Genomic DNA, 14,893 nt, shown 5'->3' with positions numbered 1-14,893 from the left:
AGCCGGGGTTCGGCGCGCATGCTCCCAGATGAGGGTTACTACCTGATATCATCTTACGCAAACGCCCGAATCTCTCCAGATTCGGGCGTTTTGTTTTTATTCTTCTCCGCTTTTATCCTTCTACTGCCATGTTCCCCTTCCTTTCTCCTTCCTCCAGCCTCCGGCGGCTGCTTGCTGCCCAGGGCCGCCCGTTTCCTTCCGCTACAAGCCGATACGCGTATTCATTCAAGTAATTCTGCCTTTGCAGGAGCGTTGAAAGCGTAATTGTTGCATAGTATTTCTGCGTGTTTGCGGCGTAAATTATTGCGCTGTTAGAAAAATTATTGCCCAATTATTTCGGTTTAATTAGCGATGATTATTGCAAAATAATCAGGCCGGATACGTGCGCCTTTACACCCAAGAAATATGACCTGGAAATTAATTAGCTGCCCCCGCGGCACGTCCTTTTCCTCGGCCGCTTCTACGCAAGGCGGCACCTCCCGATGTCCAACCGAAACAAGCCTCTCTCACTGGAGGTGCAAACCACCCGGCGCGTGGCCGCCGTGCTGGCCAATCGTCCTGCCGGACACAAATGGCCCCTAGCTCGCCAGATAGAATTCATTTGTACCCGTGCCAGCGTGGCGGAAGTGCATGCTGGCCTAGAGCCCGATGCCGTAGCGGCGTTACTGTACTGCCACTGCCTGCACGGTCGCAGTAGTGCCGAACAAGAGCAGGCCCGCCAAGCCCTGCGGGCCCTGGTAAAATGCCAAGCCAACATCCTTACCCGCGTTGAGTTGGTGCCGGCCGTGGCAGCCCTGACCCGCCTGTATCAGCACCGCCACCGCAACCTAATTGACTGGCGTCCCCACCGGCGTAATGCTTTCCGCCAGCTCTACAACCTGGTGCGGCATCTGTTCGATGAGTTTGGGGATGTGCCGGGGTGGGTTCTGGAAGCTTGGGCAACCGGGCAACTCACCCAGCACGGGGTGGATATGGCCCTGCTGACGGTGCATGTGGGTAGCGGCAAATCCTTGCGCAGCTTTCCTGGGCTGCCGCTGCCGCTAAGCCGCCGCCTGGAGCACGAACTGCGTCGGGTTCCCTACGAGTACACCCTGGTGCCGGCCTTGCGCTATGCCCAACTGGCCGCCACCAATGCCCTGGCTTTGCTGCCGCCGCTGTTAGCTACGCCGTTGGGCCGTGAAATTACCCCGCAGGATGCGTTTTGGCTGAATGTAGTGGAGTTTTTCCGTGAGGCACCCATGGTTGACTACTGGCAGCTGGGGCCGGTGTGCGAGTGGATTGAAGTAGTGCGCACTGTGGGCACCAATGGGCAGCCTCCGCACCCCGGCTTCTCGCTGAAAGGCCGCTGTATGCGGGCAGTGCTGGCCCAGGCCGGGCAGTGGCACCGCCGCACCCACCGGGCCCGGAAATACTGGGGCTACAACGTGGCCCTTACCTCCGCCTGGGCTGGGTTGCCAGTGGCCGACTATTCTTCCTCGGAAGCCGGCCGCGTGCAGATTACCCAACTGCTCAGCTATGCGGCTTTGGTAGAGGAGGGCAGTTCCCAGAAGCACTGCGTATCCTCGTACGTGTACTCTTGTCTGCAAGGCCGCTGCGGTATTTTCTCGCTGCGGGTCAATGGCGCCCGGGCTCTTACTCTGGAAGTGCGGCCCAACCGCCAACTGGTGCAGATCAGGGGCCGGGAAAACCGCCGGGCTACCGAGCAAGAGCTGCACTGGCTTAAGCAATGGGCTGAGGTAGCCGGCCTCAGCATCGGCGCTACAGCCTGCTAACTGAACCTGTATGCCTGCCAATCCCACCACTACCCGCCCCGCGGCTACTGCCACCGACATCCGCTCCTTCGTCAACTACTTACTATTTCTGTCCTCCCTGCCACCGCCGCGCCCGCCCCGGTAACCTACCGCTTGGTGCCTTGCTTCCCCATCCTATGCGTTTCAATCAGCTACTTCCTACTCCGCCGGTGCTCAACCACGCCGGTGCCCCGGCCTACACCCTCACGCCGGCCCTGGAGCTGTACGCGGCCGCAGCCACGGCCGGCCTCAGCAACCAGTTCTACGAAAAAGCCGACACTCGCCTGGCCCGCTTGCGCACTCTGGTTGCCCAGAATGAGCCCCTGTTCGTTGCCCGGTTGGCCGTGTATGCCCGCGAAAAACTGTATCTGCGCTCCGTGCCGCTGGTGCTGGCTGTGGAGCTGGCCCGCCGGCACCAGGGTACTGCCTTGGTGAGCCGCCTGGTAGCCCGGGTGGTGCAGCGCCCCGACGAAATTACGGAGCTGTTGGCCTACTACGCCGCTGCCAACGGCCGCTCGGGGCCCAAAACCCTGGGCCGCCTTTCCAAGCAGGTGCAGAAAGGGCTGGCCTTGGCCTTCAACAAGTTTGACGGCTACCAGCTGGCCAAGTATGACCGGGCCGGCGCGGTACGGCTGCGCGACGCCTTATTTCTGGTGCACCCCCGTGCCCAGGACGACGCCCGCCAAGCCCTGTTCGACCAGTTAGTGGCTGATACCTTACCTACGCCTTACACCTGGGAAACTGAGTTGTCGGCGCTGGGGCAGGAAACGTTTGCCACAGCTGAGGAACGGGCCGCCGCTTTCCGCCGCAAATGGACGGAGCTGATTGGCAGCGGCAAGCTAGGCTACATGGCCCTGTTGCGTAACCTGCGCAACATCCTGGAAGCTGGCGTCCCCCCCGAAGCCCTGGCCCAGGTGTGCGCCACGCTGGCCGATGCCCGGCAGGTAGCCCGCAGCAAGCAGCTGCCCTTTCGTTTCCTGGCCGCGTACCGCGAAGTCAAGGCCTTTGAAGCTGGATTGGTAAACACCACGCTGGCCGCCCTGGGGCTGCGGCAGAACCCCACTGCGCCGGTACTGGAAGCCCTGGAAGCTGCCATCGGCCACAGTGCTGCTAACCTGCCCGGCTTCGGCCCCGAAACCCGGGTGGTAGTGGCCTGCGACGTATCGGGCTCCATGCAGCAGCCGGTATCGGCGCGCAGCAAAGTGCTGCTCTACGACGTGGGCCTGGTGCTGGGAATGTTGCTGCAAAGCCGCTGCCACAACGTGGTAACCGGCATTTTTGGCGACATCTGGAAGCGCATTGGCCTGCCCCGAGGGCAAGTGCTGCGCAACGTGCAGGAGCTGTACAAGCGCGAAGGTGAAGTGGGCTACAGCACCAACGGTTACTTGGTAATCGAAGACTTGCGCCGCCGCCGTGAGGTGGTGGAGAAGGTGATAATTTTCACTGACTGCCAGCTCTGGAACAGCCATTTTAATGGCAGCAGCCTAGCCAAGGAGTGGGCCGAGTACCGCCGCACGGTGGCACCCCAGGCCCGGCTCTACCTCTTCGACCTGGCCGGGCACGGTACCACCCCGGTGCAGATTCAACCCGAACACGGTGCTTACCTCATTGCCGGGTGGTCGGACAAGATTTTTGACGTGCTAACGGCGCTGGAAAACGGTGGCTCGGCCCTCACGGAAATCGAGCAGATAGAACTATAAATACTGTATTGCTACTCATCAGTTGCTAGGTAAGCGTTATCCGATATACAAATTAGCGCGGCCCCGGGAGTGGCCTTGATACCCAATTAAAGCGGTGCCACTCCTGGGTTGCGTCCCGATTTCTTACTCTTTTTTTCCTTCTACCGATGACCCGCGAAATCCGCCAGCACATTGCTCAGACTACACTAGAGGCCCTGCAAACGGGCAGCTACCAGCCCGCCAACGGGCCGGCTGTGGCCCTGGCGGCCTGGCAGCAGCAGGCCGTAACCGGCAGTCGGCTCTACAGCCCCGCCGATGCCAGTTTGCTGCTGCGGGAATTGTCCCCAACCCCTGGCCCACCTGCAGAAGTGCGGGTGTATCAGGCCACTACCTTGGAAGCTGCTGCCCATCTAACAGCGGAGTTCAGCAAAGTGGCGGGCCTGAATTTTGCTTCGGCTCGTAACCCCGGCGGAGGATTTTTGAATGGTAGTCAGGCCCAGGAAGAAAGTTTGGCACGCTCCTCCGGGCTCTATCCTTGCCTGAAGCAGTTCTCTCAGATGTACTCCCACAACAGCCGCGCTGGCAGCACTGGCTTATACAGTGACTACTTGGTGTACTCGCCGGCAGTGCCGGTGTTTCGGGGTGAGGCCGGGGAGTGGCTTGCCCAACCTTTCCCGCTCGACATCATTACGGCTCCGGCCGTGAATGCCGGAGCCCTGCGGCGTAACTCCCCCGAGCTACTGCCGCAGTTGGAGCCGGTGATGCGCTACCGCTTGCGGCTGGTGCTGGCCGCGGCCACCCGGCACGGGGTAGAGGCACTGATATTGGGCGCCTGGGGCTGCGGCGTATTTGGCAACGACCCAGCTCAGGTAGCCCGCCTTTTTGCCGAAGCCCTAGCCGACCCAGCCATCCGCAACCGGTTCCGCCGAATCGATTTTGCCATCTTCGACCCCAAGCCGCCACACGCTACACTACGGGCATTTGAACAGGCGTTCAACTCGTATTAGCCCGCCGCCTCTTACCCGTAGTCGCTAATTATTCCCGGCAAGTAGTAGGCTGAGGGCACTTTTCTCCATAGTCATGTTCCACTTCAACTAATATCCGTTTTGGGAAGGCGGCTGCTACACAACAGCATCCGCCGGCCGGAATGGCTCCGGTGCCGCACCCGGCGGCCCGCCCGTTCCAACCCGACTGACGCTTTCCGGCTTTCGGAGGCAGGTGTCGTAAGCAGGCGTTCCTTCGTCTGGTAGAAGCCCACACTGTGGGTTGGGGTTCGAGTCCCCGCCGCGGCCCTGCCGTGGTGCACACGCCCGCCGTTTGTTGCCCTGCTTCCTGCCGGAGGCGCAGTCGTTGTTTGTTTTTCTGGTGTAGCGGGTGCCGTAGCTGTGGCTTACTTCGCATTCTTAACGCCCAGGTCGCGGGTTCGACTCCCGCCGGTTGCTGCCTTCTGGCAGTGCCGTAGCTCAGGTAGGTAGAGCAGGACTGGCCCAGCGCTTGTTGCCCCGCAGCACCAGAAATTCGGAGAGAAGTATCGTTGAGTTGGCCTCCTTCGCCGGTAGGCTTTCATCACGCAAGCCCTTGCCCGCACACCCGGTCAGCGGCTACCTTCTCTCATGCTGCCAAAAATCAGTAGTACCCCAGCCGGATGCCGTAGGGCGGCCATACTTCGCACTATGGTTGCCCGGGTCGCAGGTTCAAGTCCTGCCACAGTAGCCAATGGGTTGCTGTGTAACTCAGCTGGTTAGAGCAGGATAGAGGCCGCCTGCCTGTTGCTCCGGCCTTGGTACTGCTGGTTTTGGTTGGGAGTGCCCGCAAGGTGCCGTAGAGCTGGCTTACTTCGGTGGTTCAAAGCGTCGGCTCACCTAATTGCCCTTGCAGTGCTTCCTGATTTTGGTGGGTTCCGGCTGCCGTAAAGCCGCGTTCCTTCGACCTGTCTTGTCGCCAGGGTGTTCCGGCACCGGCCTTGCGCGGTTTGCCTGTTGCGCCGGCACCTCCCAAAATCTATTTTTTCTTCTTCTGAATCTACCGTTATGGCCTCACAATTACGCGGCAACGACCTTCGTCAACTGGGTTTCCCGGAGGGTCGAGCCATTGGGCTGGCGCTGGCCCAATTACAGCGCAAACACCTCAAAAAACTTTCTCAAACCGACCAGCTGACCTTGCTCAAGGAACTGCTGGCTAACCCCCAAACCTACCTAACCCACCTCGACTGGAGCCACACGGCCGCCGCGCTGCTGCCCCCACCCAGCCGCCACATTGCCCTGGCCGAGCGTAAAGACTACACCGTGTTCGGGGCCGAGCATATTGAGCAGGGGGCCATCCATCAGATGGAAACGGCCATGAAGCTGCCCGTTACCGTGGCCGGCGCGCTCATGCCCGATGCCCACCACGGCTACGGCCTGCCCATTGGCGGAGTGCTGGCCACCGATAACGCCGTAATTCCTTACGCCGTGGGCGTGGATATTGGCTGCCGCATGGCTCTGTCGGTGTTTCCGCTGCCGCCCAAACACCTGGAGCAACGCGTGCAGGAACTGCGGAAGCTGCTGCTGGAGTACACTAAATTCGGTGGTCGGGACGTATTCCGCCACGGCCAGCGACTGGACCACGCGGTGCTAAGCCGGGCCGAGTTTCAGGATATTCCGTTTCTGCGCAACAAGCTGGATACGGCGGCGGCCCAGATTGGCTCCTCCGGCGGTGGCAACCACTTCGTGGAGTGGGGGGTGGTAGATATTACCGACCCCACCAACGAGCTGGGCGTGCCAGTGGGGCAATACCTGGGCTTACTCTCGCACTCCGGCTCCCGGGGCTTGGGGGCCAGCATTGCCAACCACTACACTAAGCTCGCTCAGGACACCTGCCAGCTACCCGCCGAAGCCCGCCACCTGGCCTGGCTGGGCCTCGATACGGAAGCCGGCCAGGAATACTGGGCCGCCATGAACCTAGCTGGTGACTACGCCTCCGCCTGCCACCACCAGATTCATCAGCGTCTGGCTAAAGCCCTGGGTGAGAAGTCGCTGGGTAAAGTGGAAAACCACCACAACTTTGCCTGGAAAGAAACGCTGGCCTCGGGGCAGGAAGTGGTGGTGCACCGCAAAGGCGCTACGCCGGCCGGAGCGGGAGTACTCGGTATCATTCCCGGCTCCATGACGGCTCCTGGCTTTATTGTACGGGGTAGGGGTGAGGCAAGCTCCCTGAGCTCTGCCTCCCACGGGGCCGGCCGGCTTATGTCGCGCACCCGGGCCAAGCAGGAATTAGGCGAGGCCGAAGTGCGCCGCTACTTGCAACTGCACGGCGTAGAACTTATGGGTGGGGGACTCGACGAAGCCCCCCAGGCCTACAAAGACATCCGCCAGGTAATGCAAAGCCAGACTGAGCTGGTGGATGTGTTGGGTTCCTTCACGGCCCGTATTGTGCGCATGGAGGGCGGAGTATAGCGCGCAGTAGTTTTGGCTTCCAGTCTTGAAGCCCGCACACGCAAAGAGCCAGTTCCTACTAAAGGAGCTGGCTCTTATAGTTGAAAATTAAACTAGGAGCGTCGCCGTCGGTGCCGGTAAACGTCTGTTGCGCTGGCTGGCTGCGGAGTGCCCGAGGCAGCAGCAGTGGGCAGCAAATCAGTGAGGAGCAACAGCGCCAGCGCAGTAGTTGCCAAGTTGGGAGCAGAAACGGGCGTTTCCATACGAGGAGAAGTGTAGCATAGAAAATTTTCGACAACCTGCAGCCGATGTGAGGGCCTAAGGCAATAGGGATAGAAGAGGGCGGTACGCTGCGGTAACTCCGTAGAGCCGTGCGGCGTGTGAGGTATTTACGGGGGTAAAGCTACAATCGGATTCAAAAGCCGCCGACTTTTTTTCGGAGAACTACGCCTTTGCGCTCGATAAACACCAGCTCACACACGATGAAACTCCCATTGGGCTGACCTTTCCGGCTAAGCAAATGGACCGTGGCTTCTTGGATAAATTCAAAATTATTGTTGTGGCTCTTCCACCCATACTGCGTCACCAATGCGGAGGCGGCCGCCCTGTACAATGCGGGCCGTAAGCCCTCCGTGGCCTCGCATGGCATTGTAGCCCCCGGGACCAAGTTCCTCCTCCATGCGGGAGCAGGGGTGACATTCGCCGGTAATTTCCAGCACTACTTCCGTCCCTATGTGCACCCGCCGGTTTTTCAGGGCCAGCAGGTTCAGGCCGCTTACTACCAAATTGCGCCGCAGCCGCGCTGGGTCTACGGGCTCGGCCACGCCCAGAAAGCTGCCCACCGCCGCCAAATACTCATGCTGAATCAGGGTAATCTGGCGCTTACCGCCTGGTTTGGGGCGGGCGTGGTCACCGGCTAGGTGCCGGTCGGTTTCCGCCTCCGCTTCCAGCACCGCCTGCAGCGGTTCCCGTCGGGCAGGTCGTAGGCCAATCCACTCCAGGCGGCCTTGTTGGGGTAGGGTACTCAGGAGGCGGGCAATGGTCGACTTGTCGTCGCCGACAAATGGAAAGGGCATACAACGCTTGGTTAGGTGAGTGGAAAGGTAAGGACAACTGAAGCCGGGGCTAGCGGCTTGCAAATTGCCGGGCCACTAGAAAAGCTGCGCCGGCTGCCAGAGCACCGGTGCCCCGTGGCGACCAGCTTGCATGCGCCCCGCTCAGCCCAGTGGCGAGGGCCAATGGCTCCATTAGCCCATCCGATAAATCAATGACCATATTCTGCCGCTTGCCGAACGGCTTGGGTGATTTTTGGGGTGCGGATATTGGCATTGTATGGAAGGCGAAATGAAGGCGTATCATCAACCTGATGGGTTTTTACGCGTATGTAGGGCAGATGGTAGCCGTTACGGCTGCTTTCCTCTTAACCGATATCTTTTTCTTCCCTCGTATCATGGCCAAAACCACCGCCAAACCAGCTGCTGCTCCCAAAGCGGCTTCAAAAGCTTCGGCTGTTAAATCTGCATCTAATGGCCAGGCCGCACCTAGCGTGCAGCCCATCCTCAATCAGCAGTTCAATGCCCCCACGCCCCTGCAGAAATACGGTACCGTATCCCAGCGCCTGCCCATCGGCCTCGACGAGAAAACCCGTCAGCAGAGCGTAACCAACCTCAACCAGTTGCTGGCAGATACCATCACGCTCCGCGACCTGTACAAAAAACACCATTGGCAGGTAGTAGGCCCCACTTTCTACCAGTTACACCTGCTCTACGACAAGCACTATGAAGAGCAAAGCGCCCTGGTAGACACCATTGCCGAACGTATTCAGATTTTGGGTGGCGTAGCCGTAGCCATGGCCCACGATGTAGCAGAGCTGACCAGCATCCCGCGCCCGCCCAAAGACCGGGAAGAGGCTCCTGTGCAGGTAGGTCGCCTGTTGGAAGCCCACCAGATCATCCTGAAAAACTGCCACGACTTCGCCAAACAGGCTGATGAGTCTGGCGACGATGGCACCAACGACCTTGCCGTGAGCGACGTAATGCGCCTCAACGAAATGCAAGTGTGGTTTGTGTCGGAGCACGTGGTAGATACTCCTCTGGCCCGGGCCGAGTAAGCCGTTCTGCTTCTCACAACTACCAGCGGCTTCCTTCCAGCACTGGAGGGAAGCCGTTTTGGTAGCTGGCATGTACACAAAGCCGGCAATTAACCACTGAACAGTGGCCGCAGCCTTCCTGTGGCTACGTTGGAAGTTGGTTGCTTACAAAAACTTTCGGGCTGACAGTGAGGCTGAAACCGTGTTGTTGGGCAAAATATAACCTAAAAAACAGGCTTCGTCTTGCACCCTTGCTGGTAACCCTCTACTTTTGTCCTCGATTCGCCGCCTCAGTGAATCCGGAAGTAACGGCTTCTGCCTGAATAAACGGAGTGCCAACCAACCTCTGCGCACGTGGTGAAACTGGTAGACACGCCATCTTGAGGGGGTGGTGCCTTCGGGTGTGGGAGTTCGAATCTCCCCGCGCGCACTCTGATAAAACGCTGCTTCGGTCCTTCCGAAGCGGCGTTTTTGTTTTTTCGGGCCGCGCCGAAGTAAGTAGCCCGGAGTTACGCGGGTAAGCCAAGCAGGTCCGGTACTTTTCGTTTCTTGACGGCCTATTCCTGTGCTTTCATGAAATTACCCTCCCTGCAGCAGCTAGCTGCCGAAGCGGCCCGCGTGGTGCGGCGCTTTCCCCTCACATTGTTGTGCGCCGTTGTGTTGTGCAGCGTGGGTATCTACACCAACCACCTCAATTACCAGGAGAAGCAGCACCTGGACTGGCTGTTTCCTCTGCTGTCGGCGGCCGGGCTGGGCTTGTCGGGTACCTTGGCCGTGGCCCTCACTGCCGAGCGGTACCACTGGCGGCCGGCGTTGCGGTGGGGGGCGTTGGCGGCGGTGCTGGGGCTGCTGGTAGTCTGGTACACCGTAGCGCCGGCCGAGCCGAACACGGAGTGGGGTGCCCGGCTGGCCTTGCTACTGTTGGGCGCGCACCTGGGCGTGGCGGCCGGGCCCTATCTTTCCGAGCTGCGCCACCAAGCCGATACGCCCGGGTTCTGGCGCTACAACGAAACCTTGTTTCTGCGCATTCTCACGGCGGGGCTGTACTCCGGAGTGCTGTTTGCGGGCTGCGCGTTGGCCCTGGTAGCCGTCGAAAACCTGTTTTTCGTGGACATTAAACCCCGGGTCTACGCTGATCTGTTTGTCGTGCTTGGCTCCATTTTCAACACCTGGTTTTTCCTAGCGGGGGTGCCGCGTGATTTTGCGGCGTTGGAGCAGGAAGCCACCTATCCCAAGGGACTGAAGGTGTTTACCCAGTTTGTGCTGCTGCCGTTGGTGGTACTGTACTTGGGCATTCTGTACGCCTATATGGGCCGAATTTTGCTGCTTCAAGCGCTGCCGCAGGGCTGGGTATCCATGCTGGTGCTGGCCCTGGCCGTAGCCGGGATCTTTGCGCTCCTGCTGATTCATCCCATCCGCCAAGCCGCCGAAAATACCTGGATTCGCACGTTCGGGCGGTGGTTTTATTTGGCTTTGTTTCCATTGTTGGGGTTGCTGGCCGTAGCCATCAGCACCCGCATCCGGGCCTACGGCATCACCGAGGAGCGGTATTTCGTGCTGGTACTGGCCGCCTGGCTGTTCGGTATTGCCCTTTACTTTCTGGTGCGGCGCGGGCAGGGCATCATCTGGATTCCGGCTTCCTTGGCAATGGTGGCTTTTCTGGCCTCTGGCGGGCCCTGGGGTGCCTTTGCCGTGGCCCAGCGCAGCCAACTGAACCAACTCCGCGAAATCAGCGTGCAGTACGGGTTGCTAAAGAATGGCAAGTTGGACGGAGCGGGCAAGCGGGTACCCAATTTGCCCAAAGAGGCCCGCAAACGAATCAGCTCTATCTTCGACTTCTTCGCGGACCGGGAAGCTGCGAAAAAGCTGCAGCCGTTTTTTACTACAAAGCTTTCTACGCCAGATTCGCTCCAGAATAGGTCCAGATGGGCCCGTACGTATCAACAAACCAAGCAACTCTACGTCATCAGCGGTTTACCCGAGTGGAATGAATACACCGATGATTCAGAAGAAAACTCAGGCATCATTTCTTTCTACACCGAAAACCCTGAAGTGCAGCCCTTAGGGAATGGACGCTACTGGGTGCCAAACGTCAATTCAAGTGTAGTAGAAATCGAAGGCACTATTCCACTCACTCTCCTGGAAGGTAACTACCGCCTGCGTATTCCGGACTCCGGTGCGGATGTAATTCTGGAGCAGGAAAGCGCCACAGGGCAATGGAAACCGCAACTGACGGCTAATCTTAACCGTCTGGCCGATTCATTGGTGGTACAAACCAATGCTAAGCGAAATACTTCCCAAGAACTGCCGGCCCGGTCACTTACGCTAGGCACAACTCAAGGCAGGTACACGCTACACCTATATCTGGAACGACTAACCTGCGACATACAACACAAAAACAGCTACACCTTTGAGGGCAGCGCCCTGCTTGAAATAGCGCCTGCTCCTGGAAAACCAGCGAAATGACCCAATGCAGAAAGAGCCGTTGGCACCACGCCAACGGCTCTTTTTGCAGCTAAACTGCTGTTTTACTCCCACTCAATAGTTGCTGGGGGCTTGCTCGAAATATCATACACCACGCGGTTGATGCCACGCACCTGGTTGATGATTTTGTTGCTGACGTCGGCCAGGAATTCGTAGGGCAGGTGGGCCCAGTCAGCCGTCATGCCGTCCACGCTGGTTACGGCGCGCAGGGCCACTACCCGCTCGTAGGTCCGCTCGTCGCCCATCACGCCCACGCTCTGCACCGGCAGCAGCATTACGCCAGCCTGCCACACTTTCTCGTATAGGTCGTGCTCTTTCAGGCCATTGATGAAGATGGCGTCGGCGCGCTGCAAAAGGTCCACTTTCTCAGGGGTAATGTCGCCGAGGATGCGGATGCCCAGGCCGGGCCCGGGGAAGGGGTGGCGGTGTAGGATGTGCTCGGGCAGTTCCAGGGTGTGACCCACCTCGCGCACTTCATCCTTGAACAGGGCTCGCAGCGGCTCCACAATCCGCAGGTTCATCTTCTCGGGTAGGCCGCCCACGTTGTGGTGGCTCTTGATGGTGACGGCCGGGCCCTTTACTGATACCGACTCGATTACATCGGGGTAGATGGTGCCCTGGGCCAACCAGCGGGCGCCCTCCACTTTCTGCGCTTCCCGGTCAAACACCTCAATAAAGGTGCGGCCGATGGCCTTGCGCTTCAGCTCGGGGTCCGTCAGGCCGGCCAGTGCATCGTAGAATTCCTGGGAGGCATCTACGCCCTGTACGTTCAGGCCCAGGCCCTGGTAGGAGTGCAGCACCTGCTCGTACTCGTCCTTGCGCAGCAGCCCATTGTTCACGAAGATGCCGTGCAGGCGCGTGCCAATGGCCTTGTGCAGCAGCAGCGCCGCCACCGACGAATCGACCCCGCCCGAGAGGCCCAGAATTACCTGGTCTTCCTCGCCAATGGTGCGTTGCAGGGTTTCCACCATGCTATCCACGAAGTGCTCCGGCGTCCAGCTCTGGTCCAGCCCGCAGATGTTCACCACGAAGTTCTGCAGCAGCGTTTTACCGTCGGTGGAATGCGTTACCTCGGGGTGAAACTGGATGCCGTAGGTTTCCTGCTCAGCAATTTTGAAGGCGGCCACGGCTACTTCCGGGGTGCTGGCAATGATATCAAAGTTCTGGGGCAGCGTCTTGATGGTGTCGCCGTGCGACATCCACACCTGCGACTCGGTGGGTACGCCGTGCAGCAGGGGAGAACTGTGGTGCACGCGGGCCAGGCGGGCGCGGCCGTACTCGCGGATAGTGGCGGGCAGCACCTCGCCGCCCTGCTGGTGGGCCAGCAGCTGCGCGCCGTAGCAGACGCCCAGCACCGGCACCTGACCCAGGTACCGGCTCAAATCGGGGTTGGGCGAATCGGCGTCGCGCACGGAACAGGGCGAGCCCGAAAGCACAACGCCCCGGATATCCTCAGTGAGGGCCGGGGCGTGGTTATACGGGTGAATTTCGCAGTAAACGTTCAGTTCCCGGATGCGCCGGGCAATGAGCTGGGTGTACTGCGACCCAAAATCGAGAATCAAGATTTGTTGCGGCATGGGCAAAAGTAGTGCGCAGATTTCAGACCAGTCATACCCCAACAGGTTTTGGCGGAGAAATTTTTCGGCAGAATTGAAGTAACAGCCCTCCGCGCAACCTGTAAGTTATCAGCCAAGCATAGTCACAAAACGAAGGCGGTAAGCTCAACCTTAAAGACGATGTGCATAGCGTATGGCAGTTTCTGGGGCTATAATGCCACGGCTATCTGGCATTAATGCAAGTCACAAAGCAGCGGAGCCTTGCCTTTACTTCTGCTTCGGTAGGAAGCATTTTTGTCTTTCTACTAGCCTGCTTACCTGCCGTAACTATGCATTCTGCCCTGCCGCTACTTGCCCTGTCCCTGTTGGGCGTGCTGGTGCTGCCGCCGCCCGCTGCGGCCCAGCAAACCCCGGAGCCTGCCGTTGCTCCCAAACCCGACATGCTAGCCGAAGCCATGCCCGTTACGCCACCGGCCAGTCCGGCCCGGCCGGAGAAAAAGATACTGGCCGGTAACGTGGTGGATGAGTGGGGCAACGCCCTGAAAGGGGCCACGGTGATGGTGGTGGGCGACCAGCTGCACTCCGTAAGCACTAACTCGGCCGGGGACTACCTGCTGCCGGTTACGGCCGTTGCGCCGCCGCTACTACGGGTCAGCTTTGCGGGCTACCAGGATGCCGAGCGGGTGGCCAGGGGCCCGGCCGATTTGCTGTTTAAAATGGAGCCGGTGGCCGGTTATCGGAAAGCGCTTAAAAAGCGCACGAAGGCCGCCACGAAAGCCTGGAAGCACTAGGAAACCACTGAATGAAAGGCGCAGCAGCAAAAAAACGCGTTGAGTATCTTGCTGATAGCGCCGCTACAGGAAAAAGATAGCGCCCAATTGCGCGGAACCGTCGGAAAGCTGCCTATCTTTGCATCGGCGAGTCAGAACGACCAGCTCCTGCTGAACTCCCCCAGGACCGGAAGGTAGCAAGGGTAGGTGGTTGTAGCGGTGCGATTTTGGCTCGCTTTTTTATCACGGATTGCGCCGGACTTCTCCGGGACTCACGAACAGGTGACCAATCCGACAGCAAGCAAAGAGCGGCTCATTGAGCCGCTCTTTGTGTTTTAGCCCACTTCGGAGGTAGCAACCGGCAGCTGGTGGGGTACAAAATCCGCGCAATCCGAAAAATCCGCTGAATCCGTGCTTAGCTTTGGGCCATTGTTGTTTTTCACCCTACCCGCATGAAATTTTTCGTTGATACTGCCAATCTGAAGGAAATTCAGGAAGCCGTGGAGCTTGGTGTGCTCGATGGCGTAACCACCAACCCTTCGCTGATGGCCAAAGAGGGCATCAAAGGCACGGATGCTGTACTGGCTCACTACCGCCGGATTTGCGAGATGGTGGACGGAGACGTATCGGCGGAGGTAATTGCTACGGACTTCGACGGCATCATCCGGGAAGGTGAGGCCCTGGCCGACCTGCACCCCAACATTGTGGTGAAAGTTCCCATGATCCGGGAAGGCGTGAAAGCCATCCGCTACTTCTCCGACAAAGGCATCAAAACCAACTGCACCCTCATTTTTACGGCCGGTCAGGCGCTGTTGGCTGCCAAAGCGGGCGCTACTTACGTATCGCCGTTTGTGGGCCGCCTCGATGATATCGGGCACGATGGCTTGCAGCTGATTCAGCAGATTGTGGATATTTTCAGCAACTACGGCTACCCCACGCAGGTGCTGGCCGCCTCGGTGCGCCACGTACCCCACCTGATTCAGTGCGCTGAGCTGGGCGCCGACGTGGTGACCTGCCCGCTGAGCGTCATCACCGGCCTGCTCAACCACCCCCTCACCGACAAAGGGCTGGCCACTTTCCTGGCCGACCACAAGCGTGTGAACGGGTAATGT

The 14,893-nt window shown here is 59.4% G+C and carries 11 protein-coding genes, 1 tRNA gene and 1 other RNA gene; 10 read left to right on the top strand and 3 right to left on the bottom strand.

Going from position 1 to position 14,893, the window contains the following annotated elements; translation table 11 throughout:
- Window positions 1-482: 482 nt before the first annotated feature.
- The 4 genes from ABIB60_RS03030 (at window position 483) to ABIB60_RS03015 (ending at window position 6,903) form a co-directional block, all read left to right on the top strand.
- Entirely contained in the window at window positions 483-1,772 is a 1,290-nt protein-coding gene (locus tag ABIB60_RS03030) for a PcfJ domain-containing protein (protein ID WP_354577644.1), read from the top strand.
- Window positions 1,773-1,927: 155 nt separating this feature from the next.
- Window positions 1,928-3,490: a TROVE domain-containing protein gene (locus tag ABIB60_RS03025; protein ID WP_354577642.1), complete on the top strand. Its 1,563-nt coding sequence runs from the start codon at window positions 1,928-1,930 to the stop codon at window positions 3,488-3,490.
- Between the two features lie 146 nt (window positions 3,491-3,636).
- A complete protein-coding gene (locus ABIB60_RS03020) occupies window positions 3,637-4,476 on the top strand; it encodes a TIGR02452 family protein (RefSeq protein ID WP_354577640.1) in 840 nt (279 codons plus the stop codon).
- Between the two features lie 1,023 nt (window positions 4,477-5,499).
- Window positions 5,500-6,903, top strand: coding sequence for an RtcB family protein (locus ABIB60_RS03015; RefSeq protein WP_354577638.1), 1,404 nt, complete (start codon window positions 5,500-5,502; stop codon window positions 6,901-6,903).
- A gap of 92 nt (window positions 6,904-6,995) precedes the next feature.
- Here the strand turns inward: ABIB60_RS03015 and ABIB60_RS03010 are convergent, their stop codons facing one another.
- Entirely contained in the window at window positions 6,996-7,145 is a 150-nt protein-coding gene (locus ABIB60_RS03010) for a hypothetical protein (protein WP_354577636.1), read from the bottom strand.
- 288 nt (window positions 7,146-7,433) lie between these two features.
- Window positions 7,434-7,958 (bottom strand): MOSC domain-containing protein, encoded by a 525-nt coding sequence (locus ABIB60_RS03005; RefSeq protein ID WP_354577634.1) that lies wholly within the window; start codon window positions 7,956-7,958, stop codon window positions 7,434-7,436.
- Window positions 7,959-8,332: 374 nt separating this feature from the next.
- Here ABIB60_RS03005 and ABIB60_RS03000 point away from each other — a divergent pair, with 374 nt between their 5' ends.
- The 3 genes from ABIB60_RS03000 to ABIB60_RS02990 all read left to right on the top strand — a co-directional run bounded on the left by ABIB60_RS03000 (window position 8,333) and on the right by ABIB60_RS02990 (window position 11,437).
- On the top strand, window positions 8,333-8,992 hold the full coding sequence (locus ABIB60_RS03000; protein WP_354577632.1) for a Dps family protein: 660 nt from the start codon (window positions 8,333-8,335) through the stop codon (window positions 8,990-8,992).
- Between the two features lie 327 nt (window positions 8,993-9,319).
- Window positions 9,320-9,401 (top strand) — tRNA-Leu (locus ABIB60_RS02995).
- Window positions 9,402-9,544: 143 nt separating this feature from the next.
- Window positions 9,545-11,437 (top strand): DUF4153 domain-containing protein, encoded by a 1,893-nt coding sequence (locus ABIB60_RS02990; protein ID WP_354577631.1) that lies wholly within the window; start codon window positions 9,545-9,547, stop codon window positions 11,435-11,437.
- 62 nt (window positions 11,438-11,499) lie between these two features.
- On the opposite strand, the gene guaA is transcribed toward ABIB60_RS02990, so the two are convergent.
- Entirely contained in the window at window positions 11,500-13,032 is a 1,533-nt protein-coding gene (guaA, locus tag ABIB60_RS02985; protein WP_354577629.1) for a glutamine-hydrolyzing GMP synthase, read from the bottom strand.
- Window positions 13,033-13,340: 308 nt separating this feature from the next.
- Between guaA and ABIB60_RS02980 the strand changes: the two genes are divergently transcribed.
- From ABIB60_RS02980 to fsa, 3 genes are all read left to right on the top strand, one after another.
- A complete protein-coding gene (locus ABIB60_RS02980; RefSeq protein WP_354577628.1) occupies window positions 13,341-13,802 on the top strand; it encodes a carboxypeptidase-like regulatory domain-containing protein in 462 nt (153 codons plus the stop codon).
- A 123-nt stretch (window positions 13,803-13,925) separates the two neighbouring features.
- Window positions 13,926-14,023, top strand: an RNA gene (gene ffs, locus ABIB60_RS02975) — signal recognition particle sRNA small type.
- Between the two features lie 210 nt (window positions 14,024-14,233).
- Window positions 14,234-14,890, top strand: coding sequence for a fructose-6-phosphate aldolase (gene fsa, locus ABIB60_RS02970; RefSeq protein WP_354577626.1), 657 nt, complete (start codon window positions 14,234-14,236; stop codon window positions 14,888-14,890).
- Window positions 14,891-14,893: the final 3 nt, after the last annotated feature.

The sequence above is a fragment of the Hymenobacter sp. UYP22 genome (genome assembly GCF_040547285.1).
GTDB lineage: Bacteria > Bacteroidota > Bacteroidia > Cytophagales > Hymenobacteraceae > Hymenobacter.
This window is presented reverse-complemented; position numbering and strand designations above follow the sequence as displayed.

What these genes read in the sequence shown, in the direction of transcription:
- ABIB60_RS03005 (WP_354577634.1), bottom strand. Translation starts at nt 7,958, where the DNA reads ATGCCCTTTCCATTTGTCGGCGACGACAAGTCGACCATTGCCCGCCTC.
- fsa (WP_354577626.1), top strand. Translation starts at nt 14,234, where the DNA reads ATGAAATTTTTCGTTGATACTGCCAATCTGAAGGAAATTCAGGAAGCC.
- ABIB60_RS03000 (WP_354577632.1), top strand. Translation starts at nt 8,333, where the DNA reads ATGGCCAAAACCACCGCCAAACCAGCTGCTGCTCCCAAAGCGGCTTCA.
- ABIB60_RS02980 (WP_354577628.1), top strand. Translation starts at nt 13,341, where the DNA reads ATGCATTCTGCCCTGCCGCTACTTGCCCTGTCCCTGTTGGGCGTGCTG.
- ABIB60_RS02990 (WP_354577631.1), top strand. Translation starts at nt 9,545, where the DNA reads ATGAAATTACCCTCCCTGCAGCAGCTAGCTGCCGAAGCGGCCCGCGTG.
- ABIB60_RS03010 (WP_354577636.1), bottom strand. Translation starts at nt 7,145, where the DNA reads ATGGAAACGCCCGTTTCTGCTCCCAACTTGGCAACTACTGCGCTGGCG.
- ABIB60_RS03015 (WP_354577638.1), top strand. Translation starts at nt 5,500, where the DNA reads ATGGCCTCACAATTACGCGGCAACGACCTTCGTCAACTGGGTTTCCCG.
- guaA (WP_354577629.1), bottom strand. Translation starts at nt 13,032, where the DNA reads ATGCCGCAACAAATCTTGATTCTCGATTTTGGGTCGCAGTACACCCAG.
- ABIB60_RS03030 (WP_354577644.1), top strand. Translation starts at nt 483, where the DNA reads ATGTCCAACCGAAACAAGCCTCTCTCACTGGAGGTGCAAACCACCCGG.
- ABIB60_RS03025 (WP_354577642.1), top strand. Translation starts at nt 1,928, where the DNA reads ATGCGTTTCAATCAGCTACTTCCTACTCCGCCGGTGCTCAACCACGCC.
- ABIB60_RS03020 (WP_354577640.1), top strand. Translation starts at nt 3,637, where the DNA reads ATGACCCGCGAAATCCGCCAGCACATTGCTCAGACTACACTAGAGGCC.